This window comes from Bradyrhizobium sp. CCBAU 51745, from assembly GCF_028128715.1.
Taxonomy (GTDB): domain Bacteria; phylum Pseudomonadota; class Alphaproteobacteria; order Rhizobiales; family Xanthobacteraceae; genus Bradyrhizobium; species Bradyrhizobium manausense.
On sequence record NZ_LBJP01000083.1, the window covers coordinates 66,321 to 81,314 of the forward strand.

The window sequence follows — 14,994 nt, forward strand, 5'->3', positions numbered from 1 at the left end:
AGCGGATTTGACAATTACTCCGGCAGCCCGGCGGCCCGCAGGGCCTCACCAAGCGATGCCGCCAGGGCCGGTGCGCAATTGACGCCCTGGAATTGGCGGCCATAGCGGAAGGTCGGGTGCAATTCCAACACCCGGGCCGCGGCGGCTCTCGCTTCCTGCAATCGCCCGAGCTTTGCAAGCGCCGCCGCCAGTTGCACATGGGTAATGCTGTGACGCGGGTTAGCCTGAACCGAGCGGTAGGCCGCGCGACAGGCCTCTTCATACCGACCGCGATGGAAATGCCCCATCGCCTGTGCGTCAAAGGCTGCGAAGGCCCAGGAATCAAACGGGCTGAGCCGCATGCCGCGCTCGCTCCATTCGATCGCGCGGTCGGCATCACCACCCCAGCCGAGCATCACACTACCGAGGATGTAAGTCAGCGCCGATGACGGGCTGATCGCGAGCGCGGCATCGAGTGCGGTGAATGCCGCCGCGCGATCGTGCCCGTCCATGCCGATTGAAAAGCCTGCCAGCGTAAGGGCAAGGGCGTCATCCTGCCCGTGGGCGATGGCCGATCGCGCATGCTTGATCGAGGCGGCGCGGCTTCCCTCCTGCAAACCAGCGCGGAGGAACAGGCAATGGTGGCACATCGCAGCGTTACCGTGCGCCAGCGCATAGGAGGGCTCGAGCGTGATTGCGCGCTCGAGCAGGACGAGCGCCTGCGTGACTTGCTCCGGCATGCCGGAATCGACATCCGGCTGAGCCCGCAGGACGAGATCATAGGCATCGAGACTGTCGGGCCGTTTGCGTTTGACCCGGTTGATTTCGGCGCGGCGAAGGCTCGGCGCGATGGCGCCGACGACGGACATGGCGACGTCGTCCTGAAGCGCGAAAATATCATCGGAGTGACGGTCATAGCGTTCGGCCCACACATGCATGCCGGTCGACGCATCGATCAGCTGTCCAGTGATACGCACATTGCCCCCGGTCTTCCGGATGCTGCCTTCCAGCACGTAGCGCACGCCAAGCTCGCGACCGACCTGTTTCACATCGACCGCTCGGCCCTTGTATGTGAACGTGGAATTTCGCGCGATCACGAACAGCCAGTTGATGCGGGACAGGCCGGTGATGATGTCGTCGACCATTCCGTCGGCAAAATAGTCCTGCTCCGTATCGCCGCTCAGGTCCGCAAACGGCAATACCGCGATCGATGGCCTCTCAGGCAAGGTCAGCGATGGTGCGGTTGTTCGGTCCGAGGCCGACGACATCACCGCCGGACCGACATAGCGATAGCCGCGCCGTGGCAGGGTCTCGATCCATTGCGCTTCTCCGCAGCCGTCTGCCAGCGTGCGCCGGACCGCCGCCATCTGGACGGTCAGGTTGCTGTCTTCAATGGCCTGGCCGGGCCATGCCGCCTCGATCAAAGCGTCCTTCGATACCGGCATGCCGGCTCGCTGCACCAGCAAGGCCAAAAGCTGCACTGCTCGCTGGCCGAGCGGGGTTGGCTCGGCCCCGCGGAACAGAATCCCTGCATCGGCGTCGAGGCGGAAGGGACCAAATTCAAGGATCGCGGCCATCGCCAGAGAAGGGCACATTTCGCAGGTTTTTTGCAACGATTTCCGCGCTGCTTCGCTACTTCCCGGAACTGGCGGAGCATGGTGGCGCCGTTATCGCGCATTTGGCGCCCCAGCCATGGAGGAGCACATGAACGCAAAGCCACTCGTCCGCCGGCCCGGCGAAACAACGGGAGTAACGCTGCGCGGTCAGCCGATGGCCTTTCTGGTGACGGGTGAGGACAGCCGCCACACCAGCATGTTCGATTGGACGATACCGGCCGGGTTCGTCACGGGCCGGCACGTTCATCGCGTGCAGGAAGAGACCTTCTACATGCTTGAAGGCGAGTGCGAATGGCACGTCGCCGACGAGGTCGTCCGGGCCACGCCGGGAACGTACCTGTTCATTCCTCCAGGCGTTCCCCACAACATTACCAATGTCAGCGACAAGCCCGCGCGCGTGCTTATGACCGTGTCTCCGCCGGGGCATGAGCACTACTTCGAGGAGTTGGCCAAGCTCACCGCCAGCGGAACGCCGGACGCGAAGGCCATCAGCAAGTTGCGCGCTCGCTTCGACACCGACCAGTTGTCGGCACTGACGACGAGAGCCTAGGTCTACGCCACTGGTCTGGTGTCACACTAGCGTGGTGCCAGACCCGCCATGTGAGCGACCAACCGATCAATCTCGGCTTCCGTGTTGTAGTAATGCGGAGAAGCGCGCACGACGACCGGGAGCGCGCGGACTTCCGCGTCGATGCGGGTGCTCGACGGATCGGACGCGCCGACGGTAATGCCGGCCGCGGCAGCGCTGCTGACGATCGCGTCTGCCTCGCAGCCCTCCATCGTGAAGCTGACGATGGCACCCGGGGTGCGGCCGAGGTCGCGAATGGTGAGGCCGGTGATATCGGCAAGACCATTGCGAAGGCGGTCGGCCAGAAGGCGGCAGCGTCGCTCGATCGGGCCGATGCCGATCGCAAGGGCGTAGTCGACGGCCGCGCCCAGCCCGAGCCGCGCTGCGTAATTGTTCTCCCAGGTCTCGAAACGGCGCGCATCGTCGCGGAGCTGATAGCGGTTTCGGCAGACCCAGGGCGCCGCAAAATGGTCGATCATCGGCGGCTCAAGCTGCTGCAGCAGCTCGCGGCGAACATAGAGAAAGCCTGTGCCGCGCGGGCCGCGCAGGAATTTGCGGCCTGTGGCTGACAGCATGTCGCAGCCGATCGCTGCGACGTCGACGTGCATCTGGCCCACCGCCTGACAGGCGTCGAGCAGATAGGGAATGCCATGTGTCCGCGCGATTCTGCCGATCGCTGCTGCCGGATTGACCAGCCCGCCATTGGTCGGAACCCAGGTGATGGCGATGAGTTTTACGCGGCCGTCGATCATGCGTTCGAGCGCGTGAACATCGAGCTCGCCATTGGCATCGCTCGGCACGACGTCAATGACCGCGCCGGTACGTTTGGCAACCTGGAGAAAGGCAACATAGTTGGCGGCGTATTCGGCCTCGGCGGTCAGGATCCGGTCGCCGGCGCGAAATTGCAGCGCATAGAACGCCATCTGCCAGGCGACGGTCGCGTTCTCCATCAGCGCGATCTCGTCCCGTGCGGCGTTCAGCAAGCGTGCCACGGAACCGTAGACCGCATCGAGCCGGCCAGACTCGCGGTCGGCGGCGGCGTAACCTCCGATCTCGCTCTCGAGGTCGATATGCTGCTTCATCGCCGCGACGACGGTGGTGGGCATGAGAGCCGCGCCGGCGTTGTGGAGATAGGTGAGCCGGGAGGCGGCCGGAGTGTCGGCCCGGATTCGGTCGATGTCGATCAACGCGCCTCTCCCTCTCGCAGGTCCCACGGGATGGATTAGACGCCCCTAGCAACGCAAGCAAGACTGCGTGCCGGCGAACGGCCGGCCCGGCTTCCTCTCAGATGCAGAGGCCGAGCAGCTTGACGTGGCAGTTGGCGACTTTGGGCTTGCTGGTGGGTGTGACCTCGCGCTTCACGGCCACAAGCGGCTCGCTATCCTTGTTGCCTTTGCCCTTGCTCGGCTTCGGCTCGTAATCGCCGGCGATCACCATGGCCCAATAAGTGCGCTTGCCGCTGGCATTTTTTGCGCTCGCGATGCCGACGCGGGTGGCGTTGTGGAGCAGCAGGTTCTTGCGGTGGCCGGAGGAATCGATCCACTGTCCCAGCGTCTTCTCGAAGGTGTCGTAGCCATAGGCGATGTTCTCGGCGGCGCGTCCTGCGCCCGACGGCGCGACGCGCTTGTTGAACGGACCGAGGGCGTCATGGCTGAGATCGTCCTTCGCCGCCATCGCGCGCGCCTGATCCATGGCAATGCGGTCGAGCGTTGTGTCGCGTACGACGCGGCCCTCTCCGTGCTTCGCCCGGAAGCCGGAGATCTGTTCGGCCGGGGATTCGGCCGCCGTCACCGGGGTGGCGGCCAGCAGCACCAGACCTGCAAGCAGCAGGGCAGCGCGGCGCCTTATCGTCCCCCAGCGAGTCATTGGTCCCCAAATCAGTGCAGTCCCCGGCTTCTCCACTGGCATTGTGGACGCTTCAAGGCGCCACGCCTCGCGCAGTCTAACCGGACGGCAGATCCGCCTCGAAGTTGAAGCGATCACGCAGGTTCTTGCGCTGCTCCAGGATGTCCTTGAGGAAGGCGCGATCCTGGTCGTTCCTCATCATCGGCTCGATCAGGTCGAGCTGGTTCATCGCGACCAGTTGCAGGATCTCGGTGCGTGGCCTGCCACCGGCATCGCGCGGCAATGCGTGCACGACCTGGATATGCTCAGGGGGCTTTGGGCCCCTGGCAGCCGTGAGCTCGTTGCGGAGCTGGCCCTCGAGCGCGGCCTGATCGGCTTCGACGAAGGCATAAAGCCCGACGCCGGAACGGCGGTCGGCAAAAGCGACGATGGCGGTGTCGCGCACGGCGGGGTTCTTGCGGATCAGCTCTGCGATGACAGGCGCATCGTTGACGAGCCGGCGGCCGCCACCCTCACGATCGGTGAAGTTGAACAGGCCGCGGGTGATGGCGCGATAGACCTTCTTGCCGGTTGCAAGCCAGAGGCTCGCGGCGAACGATTTCTTCGCCAGCACCTTCCGCTCGCGCGGCGTCAGCGCCTCCGGCGCATAGGAACGCTTATGCTTGAGCAGATGACGGAGGTCTTCGTAGGCGAGGATGCGGTAGAGCCGGCCGCGTCGCTTGAAGCACGCCGCAAGCTGGAAGTCGGTCACATAGGCGCGGCCATCGCGGCCGACCAGCCAGTTCTGTTCCTTGGCGAGATCATTGTGGCAGATGCCGGCGCGGCGCAATCGGCGCAGCACGTCCTTCGCCGAGTGGAAATAGGCGAGATCGCCATGAGGCTTTGCCAGATGCAGCGCGACGCCATCAACGAAGCCGCGCACCAGCGCACGACGTCCCGCCCACAGCAGCTCGGGTCCGACATGAAGGCCCTTTGCGAGCGCCAGCGCGTGCGTCTCGCGTGCGAACAGATGGCGTGCCAGCGGAAACGACCACCAGGGCACCTCATCGAGCCGGCGCAGCACGGCGTCGACCTCGCCACTGTCGCTGCGGAAACGGCCGCGCTCGACGGTCGAAAACACGTCGCGCTTGAGCAGCACGCCCTCGGTCCAGCGCGCCGTCAGCAGCGCGGCGTCGTCTTTCGGAAGACTCATCGAAAACTCACGCGGCTGCGGCAATGCGCAAATGATCGGCGATCCAGCGATCGAGATCGGCAAGCGCCAACGCGCTCATGGCCTGCTTCTTGGCCACGGTCTTCTCGTTGCCTCGCAGACGCGTGCCGTCGGGCTTCTTCGTGGGCGGGCTGGCGAGTGGCGGGAACAGGCCGAAATTGATGTTCATCGGTTGGAACGAGCGCGTGCCCGGCTCGATGGTCTCGATATGGCCGCCAGTGATATGGCCGAGAAGCGACCCGAGCGCCGTCGTGGCCGGCGGGCTCGCAAGCTGCGCGCCGCGCGCCTCGGCTGCCGCATAGAGGCCGGCGATCAGGCCGACGCTGGCGGACTCCACATAACCTTCGCAGCCCGTCATCTGGCCGGCAAAGCGCAGTCGCGGCTGCGCGCGCAGGCGCAGCTGGCTGTCGAGCAGCTTTGGCGAGTTGAGGAAGGTGTTGCGATGCAGACCGCCGAGGCGGGCGAACTCGGCCTTCTCCAGCCCGGGAATGGTGCGGAAGATGCGCTGCTGCTCGCCGTATTTCAGCTTCGTCTGGAATCCGACGATGTTGTAGAGCGTGCCGAGCTTGTTGTCCTGGCGCAGTTGCACGATTGCGTATGGCTTCGTCGTGGGATCGTGCGGATTGGTGAGGCCGACCGGCTTCATCGGACCGTGGCGCAGCGTCTCGGGACCGCGCTCCGCCATCACCTCGATCGGCAGGCAGCCGTCGAAATAGGGCGTATTGGTCTCCCACTCCTTGAACTCGGTCTTCTCGCCCGAGATCAGCGCGGCGACGAAGCCATCATATTGCTCCTTGGTCATGGGGCAGTTGATGTAGTCGGCGCCGTTGCCGCCGGGACCGACCTTGTCGTAGCGCGACTGGAACCAGGCCACCGACATGTCGATGGATTCGCGGTGCACGATCGGCGCGATGGCATCGAAGAAGGCGAGCGCGTTCTCGTCGGTCAATTCGCGGATGGCATCGGCCAGCGGCGCGGAGGTGAGGGGGCCGGTCGCAACGATCACGTTGCTCCAGTCGGCCGGCGGCAGGCCTTTAATTTCGCCGCGGGCGATCTCGACAAGGGGATGCTCGTTCAGCGCCTTTGTTACGGCCGCGGAGAAGCCATCGCGGTCGACGGCCAGCGCGCCGCCGGCGGGCACTTGATTGGCATCGGCTGCGTGCATGATCAGCGAATCAAGGCGCCGCATCTCCGCATGGAGAAGGCCGACCGCGTTGTTGGCGGCATCGTCCGAGCGGAACGAATTGGAGCAGACGAGCTCGGCGAGCCCGTCGGTGCGGTGCGCCTCGGTCATGCGATCGGGCCGCATCTCATGCAGCACCACGGGCAGGCCAGCTTTCGCGACCTGCCAGGCGGCTTCGGAACCGGCGAGGCCGGCACCGATGACGTGCACGGGTTTGGATAGGGGTCCTGTCATGGGGCGGACAGGTAGCGCTTTTCGGCGGCCAGTGGAATCGCCGAGATCGAGTTTTCTGCCGCTGAAAACGACAACGCCCGCACGAGGCGGGCGTTATCGGTTCGTCCAGTGAAGGGCTGAACGATATCAGCCCTGATACTGACCGGCGGCAACGCGCGGGATGTCCGAGCGATCGAGGCCGATGTCGGCCAGTTCGCGATCGCTGAGCTGGGACAGCTCGGCAACATTGCGCTGATAGTCCCGGAAAGCCTGGATCATGCGGATGAGCGAGAGCAGCATTGGTAGTCTCCTGTAGTTCGATTCAGCCCTTGCCCGGGCGTCATCGTTGAAATGAATATAGGTGAGAGTGATGCAGTGCGAAAGTTCCTATGTTGCGATGCAGCTAAGCGTCAAACGCATGGCCCAGGTAAGAGACGCTTAACCTCTAGGCGCTCCCGCCCAACGGTTGGGCGAAATCACCGAACGGTCTAGGTAAATGTCCGTGAAATAACGGATTTACCCGCCGGCTGGCGGTTCCGACGGTTGCGAAATAAGCCACGTTCCCGTCATCTGCAAGGTGGTCGGTCTAGCTTGTAGGCCCAAGTCCGGCATGCATGATTCGCATGAACTCTGATTTGTAAGTATGAATATAAAATCATATTTTGAATGCCAGGCGAACGGCGGTTGCAGGCGGAAGATCACGAGCAGGGCCGCCCTATGGTCATGTTCGTCGTTCAGGGGAGCGGGAATCGCGCGCCCAATTCGTGGCTGAACGCCAGCCTGATGGGGCAGCGCACACGCCGAGCGTGCAGAGCCTGATTACAAAGTTGTAATGAAAATCAGAAATTTCGCATGCGGCTCTGCGCCGCGCGCAACATCACGCAATTCTCGCGGGGAATTTATTGCGGCAAGTTGCCGCGTCGGCAGCAAAGTCATGTTGCGGATTCCGGCAATGTCGCCGGGTCTGTCCCAAGAAAAAGAGAAGGAAAGTAACATCATGACGAAGTTACTCGGGGTTATCGCAATTGCCGCCGTTGCATTCGCCGTCGCACCGGCTCAGGCCGCCAAGCACAGCATGGGTGGTTGCAGCGGGGCCAATCTGGAAAAGACTGAAACCGCGATCGAGGCCATGCCTGACGGCGATAGCAAGTTCGCTGCCGAGAAGGAGATCACGGCGGCCCAGGACGCGCTGCTCAACGGCAAGATGGGTGTGTGCGGTATGCACCTGAACAAGGCGATGCAAGCCACCATGGGCAAGTAGACGGGTAGGCAGGCGCAATCCAAGAGAGGGCCGGTCGCCTTACCGATCGGCCCTACGCGTTTTGATTTCGATGTATCTTAAGGAGCGTGCGCGAGCTGGGTGGCAAAATAGGCCACCGTCTTGCAGTAGACTTCGCTCTTGTTCCACTGCTGCAGCACCGCGAAGTTCGGACTGCCCGGCTGCCAGTCCTTGCCCTTCTGCCATCCGTATCCGGCGAGATAGTTGGCAGTGGAGGCAAGCACGTCGGGAGCGTTGTGCAGGAGGTCACGCTTGCCGTTCCCGTCGAAATCGACCGCATATTTCAGCCAGGACGAGGGCATGAACTGGGTTTGGCCAAGCTCGCCGGCCCAGGCGCCCTTCATTTCGGCAGGCGTGAGATCGCCACGCTGAACGATACGCAGCGCATCCATCAGCTCGCCGCGAAACTGCTCGGCACGGCGACAATCATAGGCCAGTGTCGCCAGTGAGCGGATGGTCGAGAACTTGCCGGTGTTGACCCCGAAATCGGTCTCCAGGCCCCAGATCGCGACCAGGATCTCGCCTGGCACGCCATAGGCCTGCTCGATCCGCGACAGCACCGATCCGTATTGCTTCATCATGTTGGAGCCGCGCGTCATCCGCGGCGGCACCATGCGGCCGGAAAACTCCTCAAAGGTCTGGGTGAAGACCTTTTGCGACTTGTCGCGGTTGAGCACGCTCTGGTCCAGCGTGACACCGGCAAGTCCGGCGGTGATGGCCTGTTGCGAGATGCCCTTGGCCGCGGCCTCGGTTTTGAAATCCGCAAGCCAGGCATCGAAATTGCCCGAGCCGCAGGCAACCGCGGCCAGAGCGGGTTCGACGGACAGGATTGAGGCTGAAAGGGCGAGGGCTGCAAGAGCGAGACGAGAAATCGTCAGGGTCATCAGAGGTAATTGATTCCGTGATGGGGCACGACCGGCGGCGGCAATCTCTGATGTAACCGCGGCCAAAGCAAGGCCTATGGCAGCAGCGCTCTCGCCGGGGTGACCCGGGCAGGAGCGCTCAGATGAGATCGTCTGGCTTCAGTCCTATTCCCTGTTCCGCCACGGGAAGAGATTGGCGGGGAAATCGGCCGCAGGCTTGCGCGGGCGCTGTGGTGGGGGCGGCACTGGCCGGGCACCGGGCTCGGAGACGATGACCTTGCGATAGAGATGCCAGGTGGCGTGGCCGAGCAGGGGAATGACGACCGCGAGCCCGAGGAACGCGGGGATCGTGCCGAGCGCGAGCAACACCGCCACGATGAGGCCCCAGGCCGCCATCGGCACCGGGTTCTTGGCGACGACGCGCAGCGAGGTGACCATTGCCTCCAGGGCGCCGGCATGGCGGTCGAGCATCAGCGGGAATGATACCGCGCTGATGCAGAGCGCTGCGAGCGCGAACAGGAAGCCCGTGCCACAGCCCACCACGATCAGCCACCAGCCTTGAGAGGTTGTCAGCACCCGCCTCAGGAAGTCCGAAATTCCGGTGACGCCTTCATAGCCGAACGCTGCGACATAGATCGCCTGCGCGGTCGCGACCCAGGTCACAAACAGTGCGAGCAGCAAGGTGCCGAGGCCGAGCATGGCGCCGAAGGAGGGCGAGCGCAGGACATCCATGGCATCCCAGGCGCTTGCTTCCTCATAACGTTCGCGGCGGCTGGAGAGCTCGTAGAGGCCGAGCGCTGCGAACGGACCGATCAGCGCGAAGCCCGCGGCGAGCGGAAACAACAGCGGTATCACGGAATAGCCCATCGCGACGCGCGCGATCACGAGGCCCAGCACCGGATAGATCACGCAGAGGATGATGGCGTGGCTTGGGACTGCCTTGAAGTCTTCCCAGCCGCGCTTGAGTGCATCGTGCAGGTCGGAGAGTTCTATGGTTCGGATCACCGGTCCAGCCGCGTCTGCGGTCTGGCCCATCCTGGGGACATTGCCCTGATAGAGTGTGGCCATGGTCGGCTTGCTCCCTTGCCATGCAGCCGAACTCGACGCCGACTACGGCGCAAGCGGCCGCTTTTTTGGGTTTCGCGAGTCCAACCAGACGCGAATTCCGGGTGGCATCGCGAGCTGAGCGGGAAGCGTACCCCTATTTCCGAGTCCTGTCCCTCACGCCTGGGTGAGATTCGTTGCCGCAGTGCAACCGCGCTGACGTCATCGGGTCGTCATTTCGCCGCAGATAAGCTCATGCTGTTTGTGGTTCGCGGAACTTCGAGGGCGCATCAGCGTAACATCGTCTATAAGTGCCCACTCAGGGCCTTCCAACGGGATCCTTTTCGGGGAGCAGACATGAGCATTTTCGGGAAAATCATGGGCGCAATCTTCGGCAGCCATACGGCTCCCGCTGCGCCCGCAGGCGGCGCATCCGCGGGCAGCGCGCCTGCAGGAGCCGCGCCGAGCGGATCGGCGCCAGCGTCTGCACCCGCCGCCGCGCCGGCCCAAACGGTGGACGTCGCCGCGATCGTCGATGCGGCCGCCGCCGCGCATAAGGGCGAAAAGCTGGAGTGGCGCACCTCGATCGTCGACCTGATGAAGGCACTCGACGTCGATTCGAGCTTGGCTGCGCGCAAGGATCTCGCCAAGGAGCTCGGCTATACCGGCGACATGAACGACTCCGCCAGCATGAACGTCTGGCTGCACAAGCAGGTGATGTCCAAGCTCGCCGCCAATGGCGGCAAGCTGCCGCCCGAAATCAAGCACTGACCGACGCGCATCGGTCGACGCCAAGCAACCAAAAAGGGCCCGCGACCTCGCGGGCTCTTTGTCGTTCAGGCCACCAGATCCGCATCCTCCGGATGCCGGTCGAGATAGTCGACGACGAAGCCGCAGCCCGCGATGACCTTCTTGCCGTCGCGGCGGATGATCTCGAGCACGCCCTTGATCAACTCAGACGCAATGCCGCGGCCGCGCAGGGCGCGCGGCGTCTCAGTGTGGGTGATGATGACTGCCGACGGCGTCAGCCGGTAATTGGCGAAGGCGAGCTCGCTGCCGACATCGAGCTCGAAGCGGCTCCTGACCTTGTTGTCGCGTACCGATGCCGCCATGCCTGATCCTTCCGAAGCGTGCTCGTTCCCTGATCTAGGCACCTGAACCCACCCTTGCCAAGGCGCGACCAAGGGAGGTTGCCGCAGGGGAGATATCTGCAAAATGCGTGTCCAGCTCAGTCTGATGGCCTTGCTCGCCATGCTGGCCTTGACGGCGACGGTGCCGGCCGCTGCCGAGGGCGGCCCGGCCTGGGAAGCCTGCGTGGGGTTGAGCAGCACGCCGGACGAGCGGGTGAAGGCCTGCTCGACGGTGATCGACAGCAACGGCGAGACCGGCCGCAGGCTCGCCGGCGCCTATTGCAACCGCGGTCATGGTCTGACCGAGAAGCGCGAGTTTGACGCGGCGCTGTCCGATCTCGATGAAGCCGTGCGCCTGGATCCCACCTATGCCTGCGCCTATAACAATCGCGGCCGCGTCTACAGCTTCAAGCACAACTATGATCGTGCCATCGCCGAGTACGATGAGGCTATCAAGCTCGATCCGTCGATGGCGACGGCCTACAGCAATCGTGGCGAGTCCCGCTACAACAAGGGCGATCTCGACGGCGCGATCGCCGATTTCGACGCTGCGATCAAGCGCAATCCCAACTATGCCACCGCCTACGCCAATCGGGGCTACGTCTACGCCCGCAAGCACGACACGGCTCATGCGCTGGCCGACTTCAGCATGCGGATCAAGCTCGCACCCGATCTGCTCGCCTATATCGACCGCGGCAACGTCTACCGAGACAACGAGCAACTCGACCGCGCGGCCGCCGATTATGGCGATGCGATCCGCGTTGCGCCGACCGATGCGCGCGGCTGGCGCAATCGTGGCATGATCCGGCTCTATCTCGGCGACAACAAGGGCGGTCTTGCCGACTACGACAAGGCGCTGGAGTATGATCCGGCCGATGTATTTTCCTGGAATAATCGTGGCCAGGCCAAGATGAGGCTTGGCGACGTCAAGGGAGCGATCGCCGACTTCCGCAAGGCGCTGGAATTGAAGCCCGGGTTGCAGACAGCGCAGGACTCGCTGAGGAAGCTTGGGGCGCTGTGACGCTCCGGTTCGGCTAGACCTTCACCAGGTCCTGATAGTCCGGATGTTTCTCGATCCACGCCTTCACGAACGGGCATTGCGGGATTAGCTTCAACCCGGCAGCGCGGACCTGGTCGAGCGCCCCTTGCACCAGCCTCGAGCCGACGCCCTTGCCGCCGAGCTCCTTCGGCACGTCGGTATGTTCGAACGTGATGACGTTGCCGTCGAGCTTGTAATGCTCCGTCGCGAGATAGCCTTCGACCTCAAGCTCGTAGCGGTGATGGGCTTTGTTGTTGATCACGTCGCTCATCGACTCTCCAATTAGCTCTTCAGCGAGTCTGTCAGCATCTTGCGGATCGACCAGGCTCGCCGTCGGAGGAACCCTTGATGTCGTCGATCTTCCAGCTGTCGGCTTCGCGCACGAAATAGGCGGAGTCGCAGTTAGGTTCAATCCGTCGCCTTGGCGAGCCGCGCATCTTCTTGCTGGGGTTTTGCGGGGAGACAGCCCTGGCAGATGACCAGCGAGCGATTGACCTTGGCGTCCTGGTCGGCGTCGGTTCCGTCGTGCGCGGGCTTGGCGGCGATGCGTGTTGCCCGCTCGGTGGCGCGTTGCTGATTGGGATTCTCGCCTGCGCCGTCCCAGGCATAGCGCGCGGGCTGGAATACGGGATCTGAGGCGAGGTGGGCTTGCGGGGCCACCGCGCATCCGGCAAGCGCCAACGACAGCAGGAGGAAGACGGGCGCTTTGACCATGGTGCGGCACTCTGTACGCGAGAACTGAGCGAGGTTGCGCTGATCATGTTTAAAATTCCCTGAACGATGGGGCCGCGCCTGCGACCAAGACGTATGCGATATCTGTTCGTCCTGCTCACGATGCTCATGGCCGCGGCGCGCGCCGATGATGCCAAGCCGTTTGACCCATCCGACTATCCGCCTGCTGTGCAGAAGGCGCTGCGTTATGCCCATGAGGAATGCGAAAGTCAGGGCGGCGGCGCGGTGAGCTTCGCGCCCGATACTGTGCGCAAGATCGACCTGACCGGCGATGGCCGCGACGATTACATCGTCGATTTCCGCGATACCAAATGCGGCGAACGCGAGGGCATCTATTGCGGAACCGGCGGTTGCCTGCTGGATATCCTGGTGGCGCGACCCGACGGCAGCGTGCGCGCCGTGTTCGACGGCTATGTCCGCAGCTATAGCATTGTGGCGCCGCCGATGAAGCGAGGTGCGGCGCGCACCGTCCGCTTCGACCTGCACGGCAGCTATTGCGGCGGTTTCGGTTCGCAGGCCTGCGTCAAGGAAAGGGCGATCACGGCGACGCCGTTCGAGTTCAAAAAGCCGTAACGCAGGTGCGCGGCCGGCGGCCTTGCTACACCGCGGCGGATCGCGATAAATGGGCTGCAATGAGCGGACGGGATGAGTGCCCTTCGCCGTCGAAGAGGAAGCCCGATGCAACCGCTCCGCATGTCTCGCCGCGTCATGAATCTCGCTTACATGCTGACGCAGAACGCGCGGCGGCATGGATCGCGGCTCGGGTTCGTCTGGGGAGACAAATCGTGGACCTGGCGCGAGATCGATGCGCGGGTCTCGGCTCTCGCTGCTGCGCTCGCCGCGCGTGGCATCGCCAAGGGCGATCGCATCCTCGTCCATTCCAAGAATGGCGAGGAGATGTTTGTCTCGATGTTCGCCGCGTTCCGGCTCGGCGCGGTCTGGGTGCCCACCAATTTCCGCCTGATGCCGGATGAGGCCGCCTATCTCGCGCAGGCCTCCGGCGCGAAGGCATTCCTGTGTCATGTCGATTTCCCCGGGCATGCCGCGGCGGTGAGGGGCGGCGCGTTGGAGTTCACCTGGAGCGTCGACGGCAAGGCCTCGTTCGGCGAGGGGTCCGTGGCTGACGCCATCGCGTCGCAGGCGGGCACCGTGGTCGAGAACGTCGCGGTCGAGCATGACGATCCCTGCTGGTTCTTCTTTACTTCAGGCACCACCGGCCGCTCCAAGGCCGCGGTGCTGACGCATGGCCAGATGGGCTTTGTCGTCACCAATCATCTCGCCGATCTCACCCCCGGCGTGACGGAAGCGGATGCGTCGCTGGTGGTGGCACCGCTGTCGCATGGCGCCGGCGTGCATCAGCTGGTCCAGACCGCGCGCGGCGTGTGCACCGTGCTGTTGCCGACCGAGAAATTCGACATCGACGAGGCGTTCCGCCTGATCGAAAAACACCGCATCGCCAATCTGTTCACGGTGCCGACGATTTTGAAGATGATGGTCGAGCATCCCGCCGCCGACAAATACGATCATTCCTCGCTGCGTCACGTGATCTATGCCGGCGCGCCGATGTATCGCGAGGACCAGAAGGCTGCGCTCAAAAAGCTCGGCAAGGTCATCGTGCAGTATTTCGGCCTCGGCGAGGTCACCGGCAACATCACGGTGCTGCCGGCGGCGTTGCATGATCCCGAGGACGGCCCGCATGCGAAGATCGGCACCTGCGGCTTCGAGCGCACCGGCATGCAGGTCTCGATCCAGGACGACGAGGGCCGCGAGCTCGGCGCGAACCAGAGTGGCGAGATCTGCGTGATCGGACCTGCGGTGCTCGCAGGCTATTACGACAATCCCGAAGCCAATGCGAAGGCGTTCCGCAACGGCTGGTTCCGTACCGGCGATCTCGGCCACATGGACGAGGAGGGCTTCGTCTATATCACCGGACGAGCGTCGGACATGTACATCTCCGGCGGCTCCAACATCTATCCGCGCGAGATCGAGGAAAAGATCCTGACGCATCCCGCGGTCGGCGAGGTCGCCGTCCTCGGTGTGCCCGATGCGACCTGGGGTGAGGTCGGTATCGCCGTCTGCGTTGCGCGCGAGGGTGCGAAGCCGGTCAGCGAGGCCGAGATGGCCGCGTTCCTGTCGCCGAAGGTGCCGCGCTACAAGATGCCGAAGCGGTTCTTCTTCTGGGAGGCCTTGCCGAAATCCGGCTATGGCAAGGTGCCGAAACGCATGGTGCGCGACGAGCTCGAGGCGCGCGGGCTGCTCGATCTCGACAAGACGAAGACGGCTGAGCGCTGAT

At 63.8% G+C, this 14,994-nt stretch carries 17 protein-coding genes; 6 read left to right on the forward strand and 11 right to left on the reverse strand.

Features of this window, described 5'->3' with window-relative positions; genetic code table 11:
* Positions 1-14 precede the first annotated feature (14 nt).
* Positions 15-1,556: a winged helix-turn-helix domain-containing tetratricopeptide repeat protein gene (locus XH98_RS24035; protein ID WP_271620124.1), complete on the reverse strand. Its 1,542-nt coding sequence runs from the start codon at positions 1,554-1,556 to the stop codon at positions 15-17.
* 127 nt (positions 1,557-1,683) lie between these two features.
* Between XH98_RS24035 and XH98_RS24040 the strand changes: the two genes are divergently transcribed.
* Positions 1,684-2,145, forward strand: a complete 462-nt coding sequence (locus XH98_RS24040; protein WP_271601191.1) for a cupin domain-containing protein — start codon at positions 1,684-1,686, stop codon at positions 2,143-2,145.
* Between the two features lie 26 nt (positions 2,146-2,171).
* Here XH98_RS24040 and XH98_RS24045 read toward each other — a convergent pair whose 3' ends face one another.
* From XH98_RS24045 to XH98_RS24065, 5 genes are all read right to left on the reverse strand, one after another.
* Entirely contained in the window at positions 2,172-3,350 is a 1,179-nt protein-coding gene (locus XH98_RS24045) for an aminotransferase class V-fold PLP-dependent enzyme (protein WP_271620125.1), read from the reverse strand.
* Positions 3,351-3,447: 97 nt separating this feature from the next.
* The gene (locus tag XH98_RS24050; RefSeq protein WP_271620126.1) at positions 3,448-4,029 is read right to left on the reverse strand and encodes a CAP domain-containing protein; all 582 of its coding nucleotides are present in this window, start codon (positions 4,027-4,029) and stop codon (positions 3,448-3,450) included.
* 76 nt (positions 4,030-4,105) lie between these two features.
* Entirely contained in the window at positions 4,106-5,200 is a 1,095-nt protein-coding gene (locus tag XH98_RS24055; protein WP_271620127.1) for a serine/threonine protein kinase, read from the reverse strand.
* Between the two features lie 7 nt (positions 5,201-5,207).
* A complete protein-coding gene (gene trmFO / locus XH98_RS24060) occupies positions 5,208-6,635 on the reverse strand; it encodes a methylenetetrahydrofolate--tRNA-(uracil(54)-C(5))-methyltransferase (FADH(2)-oxidizing) TrmFO (protein WP_271620128.1) in 1,428 nt (475 codons plus the stop codon).
* A gap of 126 nt (positions 6,636-6,761) precedes the next feature.
* The gene (locus tag XH98_RS24065; protein WP_007590701.1) at positions 6,762-6,914 is read right to left on the reverse strand and encodes a DUF1127 domain-containing protein; all 153 of its coding nucleotides are present in this window, start codon (positions 6,912-6,914) and stop codon (positions 6,762-6,764) included.
* 634 nt (positions 6,915-7,548) lie between these two features.
* Between XH98_RS24065 and XH98_RS24070 the strand changes: the two genes are divergently transcribed.
* The gene (locus XH98_RS24070; RefSeq protein WP_271601320.1) at positions 7,549-7,875 is read left to right on the forward strand and encodes a hypothetical protein; all 327 of its coding nucleotides are present in this window, start codon (positions 7,549-7,551) and stop codon (positions 7,873-7,875) included.
* Positions 7,876-7,952: 77 nt separating this feature from the next.
* Here the strand turns inward: XH98_RS24070 and XH98_RS24075 are convergent, their stop codons facing one another.
* Both XH98_RS24075 and XH98_RS24080 read right to left on the reverse strand, forming a co-directional pair.
* Entirely contained in the window at positions 7,953-8,777 is an 825-nt protein-coding gene (locus XH98_RS24075; protein ID WP_271601196.1) for a lytic murein transglycosylase, read from the reverse strand.
* A 144-nt stretch (positions 8,778-8,921) separates the two neighbouring features.
* On the reverse strand, positions 8,922-9,824 hold the full coding sequence (locus tag XH98_RS24080) for a DUF2189 domain-containing protein (RefSeq protein WP_271601197.1): 903 nt from the start codon (positions 9,822-9,824) through the stop codon (positions 8,922-8,924).
* A gap of 333 nt (positions 9,825-10,157) precedes the next feature.
* On the opposite strand from XH98_RS24080, the gene XH98_RS24085 reads away from it, so the two are divergent.
* Positions 10,158-10,571: a DUF3597 domain-containing protein gene (locus XH98_RS24085; protein WP_271620129.1), complete on the forward strand. Its 414-nt coding sequence runs from the start codon at positions 10,158-10,160 to the stop codon at positions 10,569-10,571.
* A 65-nt stretch (positions 10,572-10,636) separates the two neighbouring features.
* Here the strand turns inward: XH98_RS24085 and XH98_RS24090 are convergent, their stop codons facing one another.
* On the reverse strand, positions 10,637-10,912 hold the full coding sequence (locus XH98_RS24090; RefSeq protein WP_271601198.1) for a GNAT family N-acetyltransferase: 276 nt from the start codon (positions 10,910-10,912) through the stop codon (positions 10,637-10,639).
* 103 nt (positions 10,913-11,015) lie between these two features.
* Between XH98_RS24090 and XH98_RS24095 the strand changes: the two genes are divergently transcribed.
* Positions 11,016-11,951, forward strand: a complete 936-nt coding sequence (locus tag XH98_RS24095; RefSeq protein ID WP_271620130.1) for a tetratricopeptide repeat protein — start codon at positions 11,016-11,018, stop codon at positions 11,949-11,951.
* Positions 11,952-11,964: 13 nt separating this feature from the next.
* Here XH98_RS24095 and XH98_RS24100 read toward each other — a convergent pair whose 3' ends face one another.
* Positions 11,965-12,240 (reverse strand): GNAT family N-acetyltransferase, encoded by a 276-nt coding sequence (locus XH98_RS24100; RefSeq protein WP_271601200.1) that lies wholly within the window; start codon positions 12,238-12,240, stop codon positions 11,965-11,967.
* A gap of 137 nt (positions 12,241-12,377) precedes the next feature.
* The gene (locus XH98_RS24105; protein WP_057755713.1) at positions 12,378-12,683 is read right to left on the reverse strand and encodes a hypothetical protein; all 306 of its coding nucleotides are present in this window, start codon (positions 12,681-12,683) and stop codon (positions 12,378-12,380) included.
* Positions 12,684-12,776: 93 nt separating this feature from the next.
* Between XH98_RS24105 and XH98_RS24110 the strand changes: the two genes are divergently transcribed.
* Both XH98_RS24110 and XH98_RS24115 read left to right on the forward strand, forming a co-directional pair.
* Entirely contained in the window at positions 12,777-13,274 is a 498-nt protein-coding gene (locus XH98_RS24110; protein ID WP_271620131.1) for a hypothetical protein, read from the forward strand.
* Between the two features lie 105 nt (positions 13,275-13,379).
* Complete coding sequence (locus XH98_RS24115) at positions 13,380-14,993, forward strand: acyl-CoA synthetase (protein WP_271620132.1); 1,614 nt, start codon at positions 13,380-13,382, stop codon at positions 14,991-14,993.
* Position 14,994 lies beyond the last annotated feature (1 nt).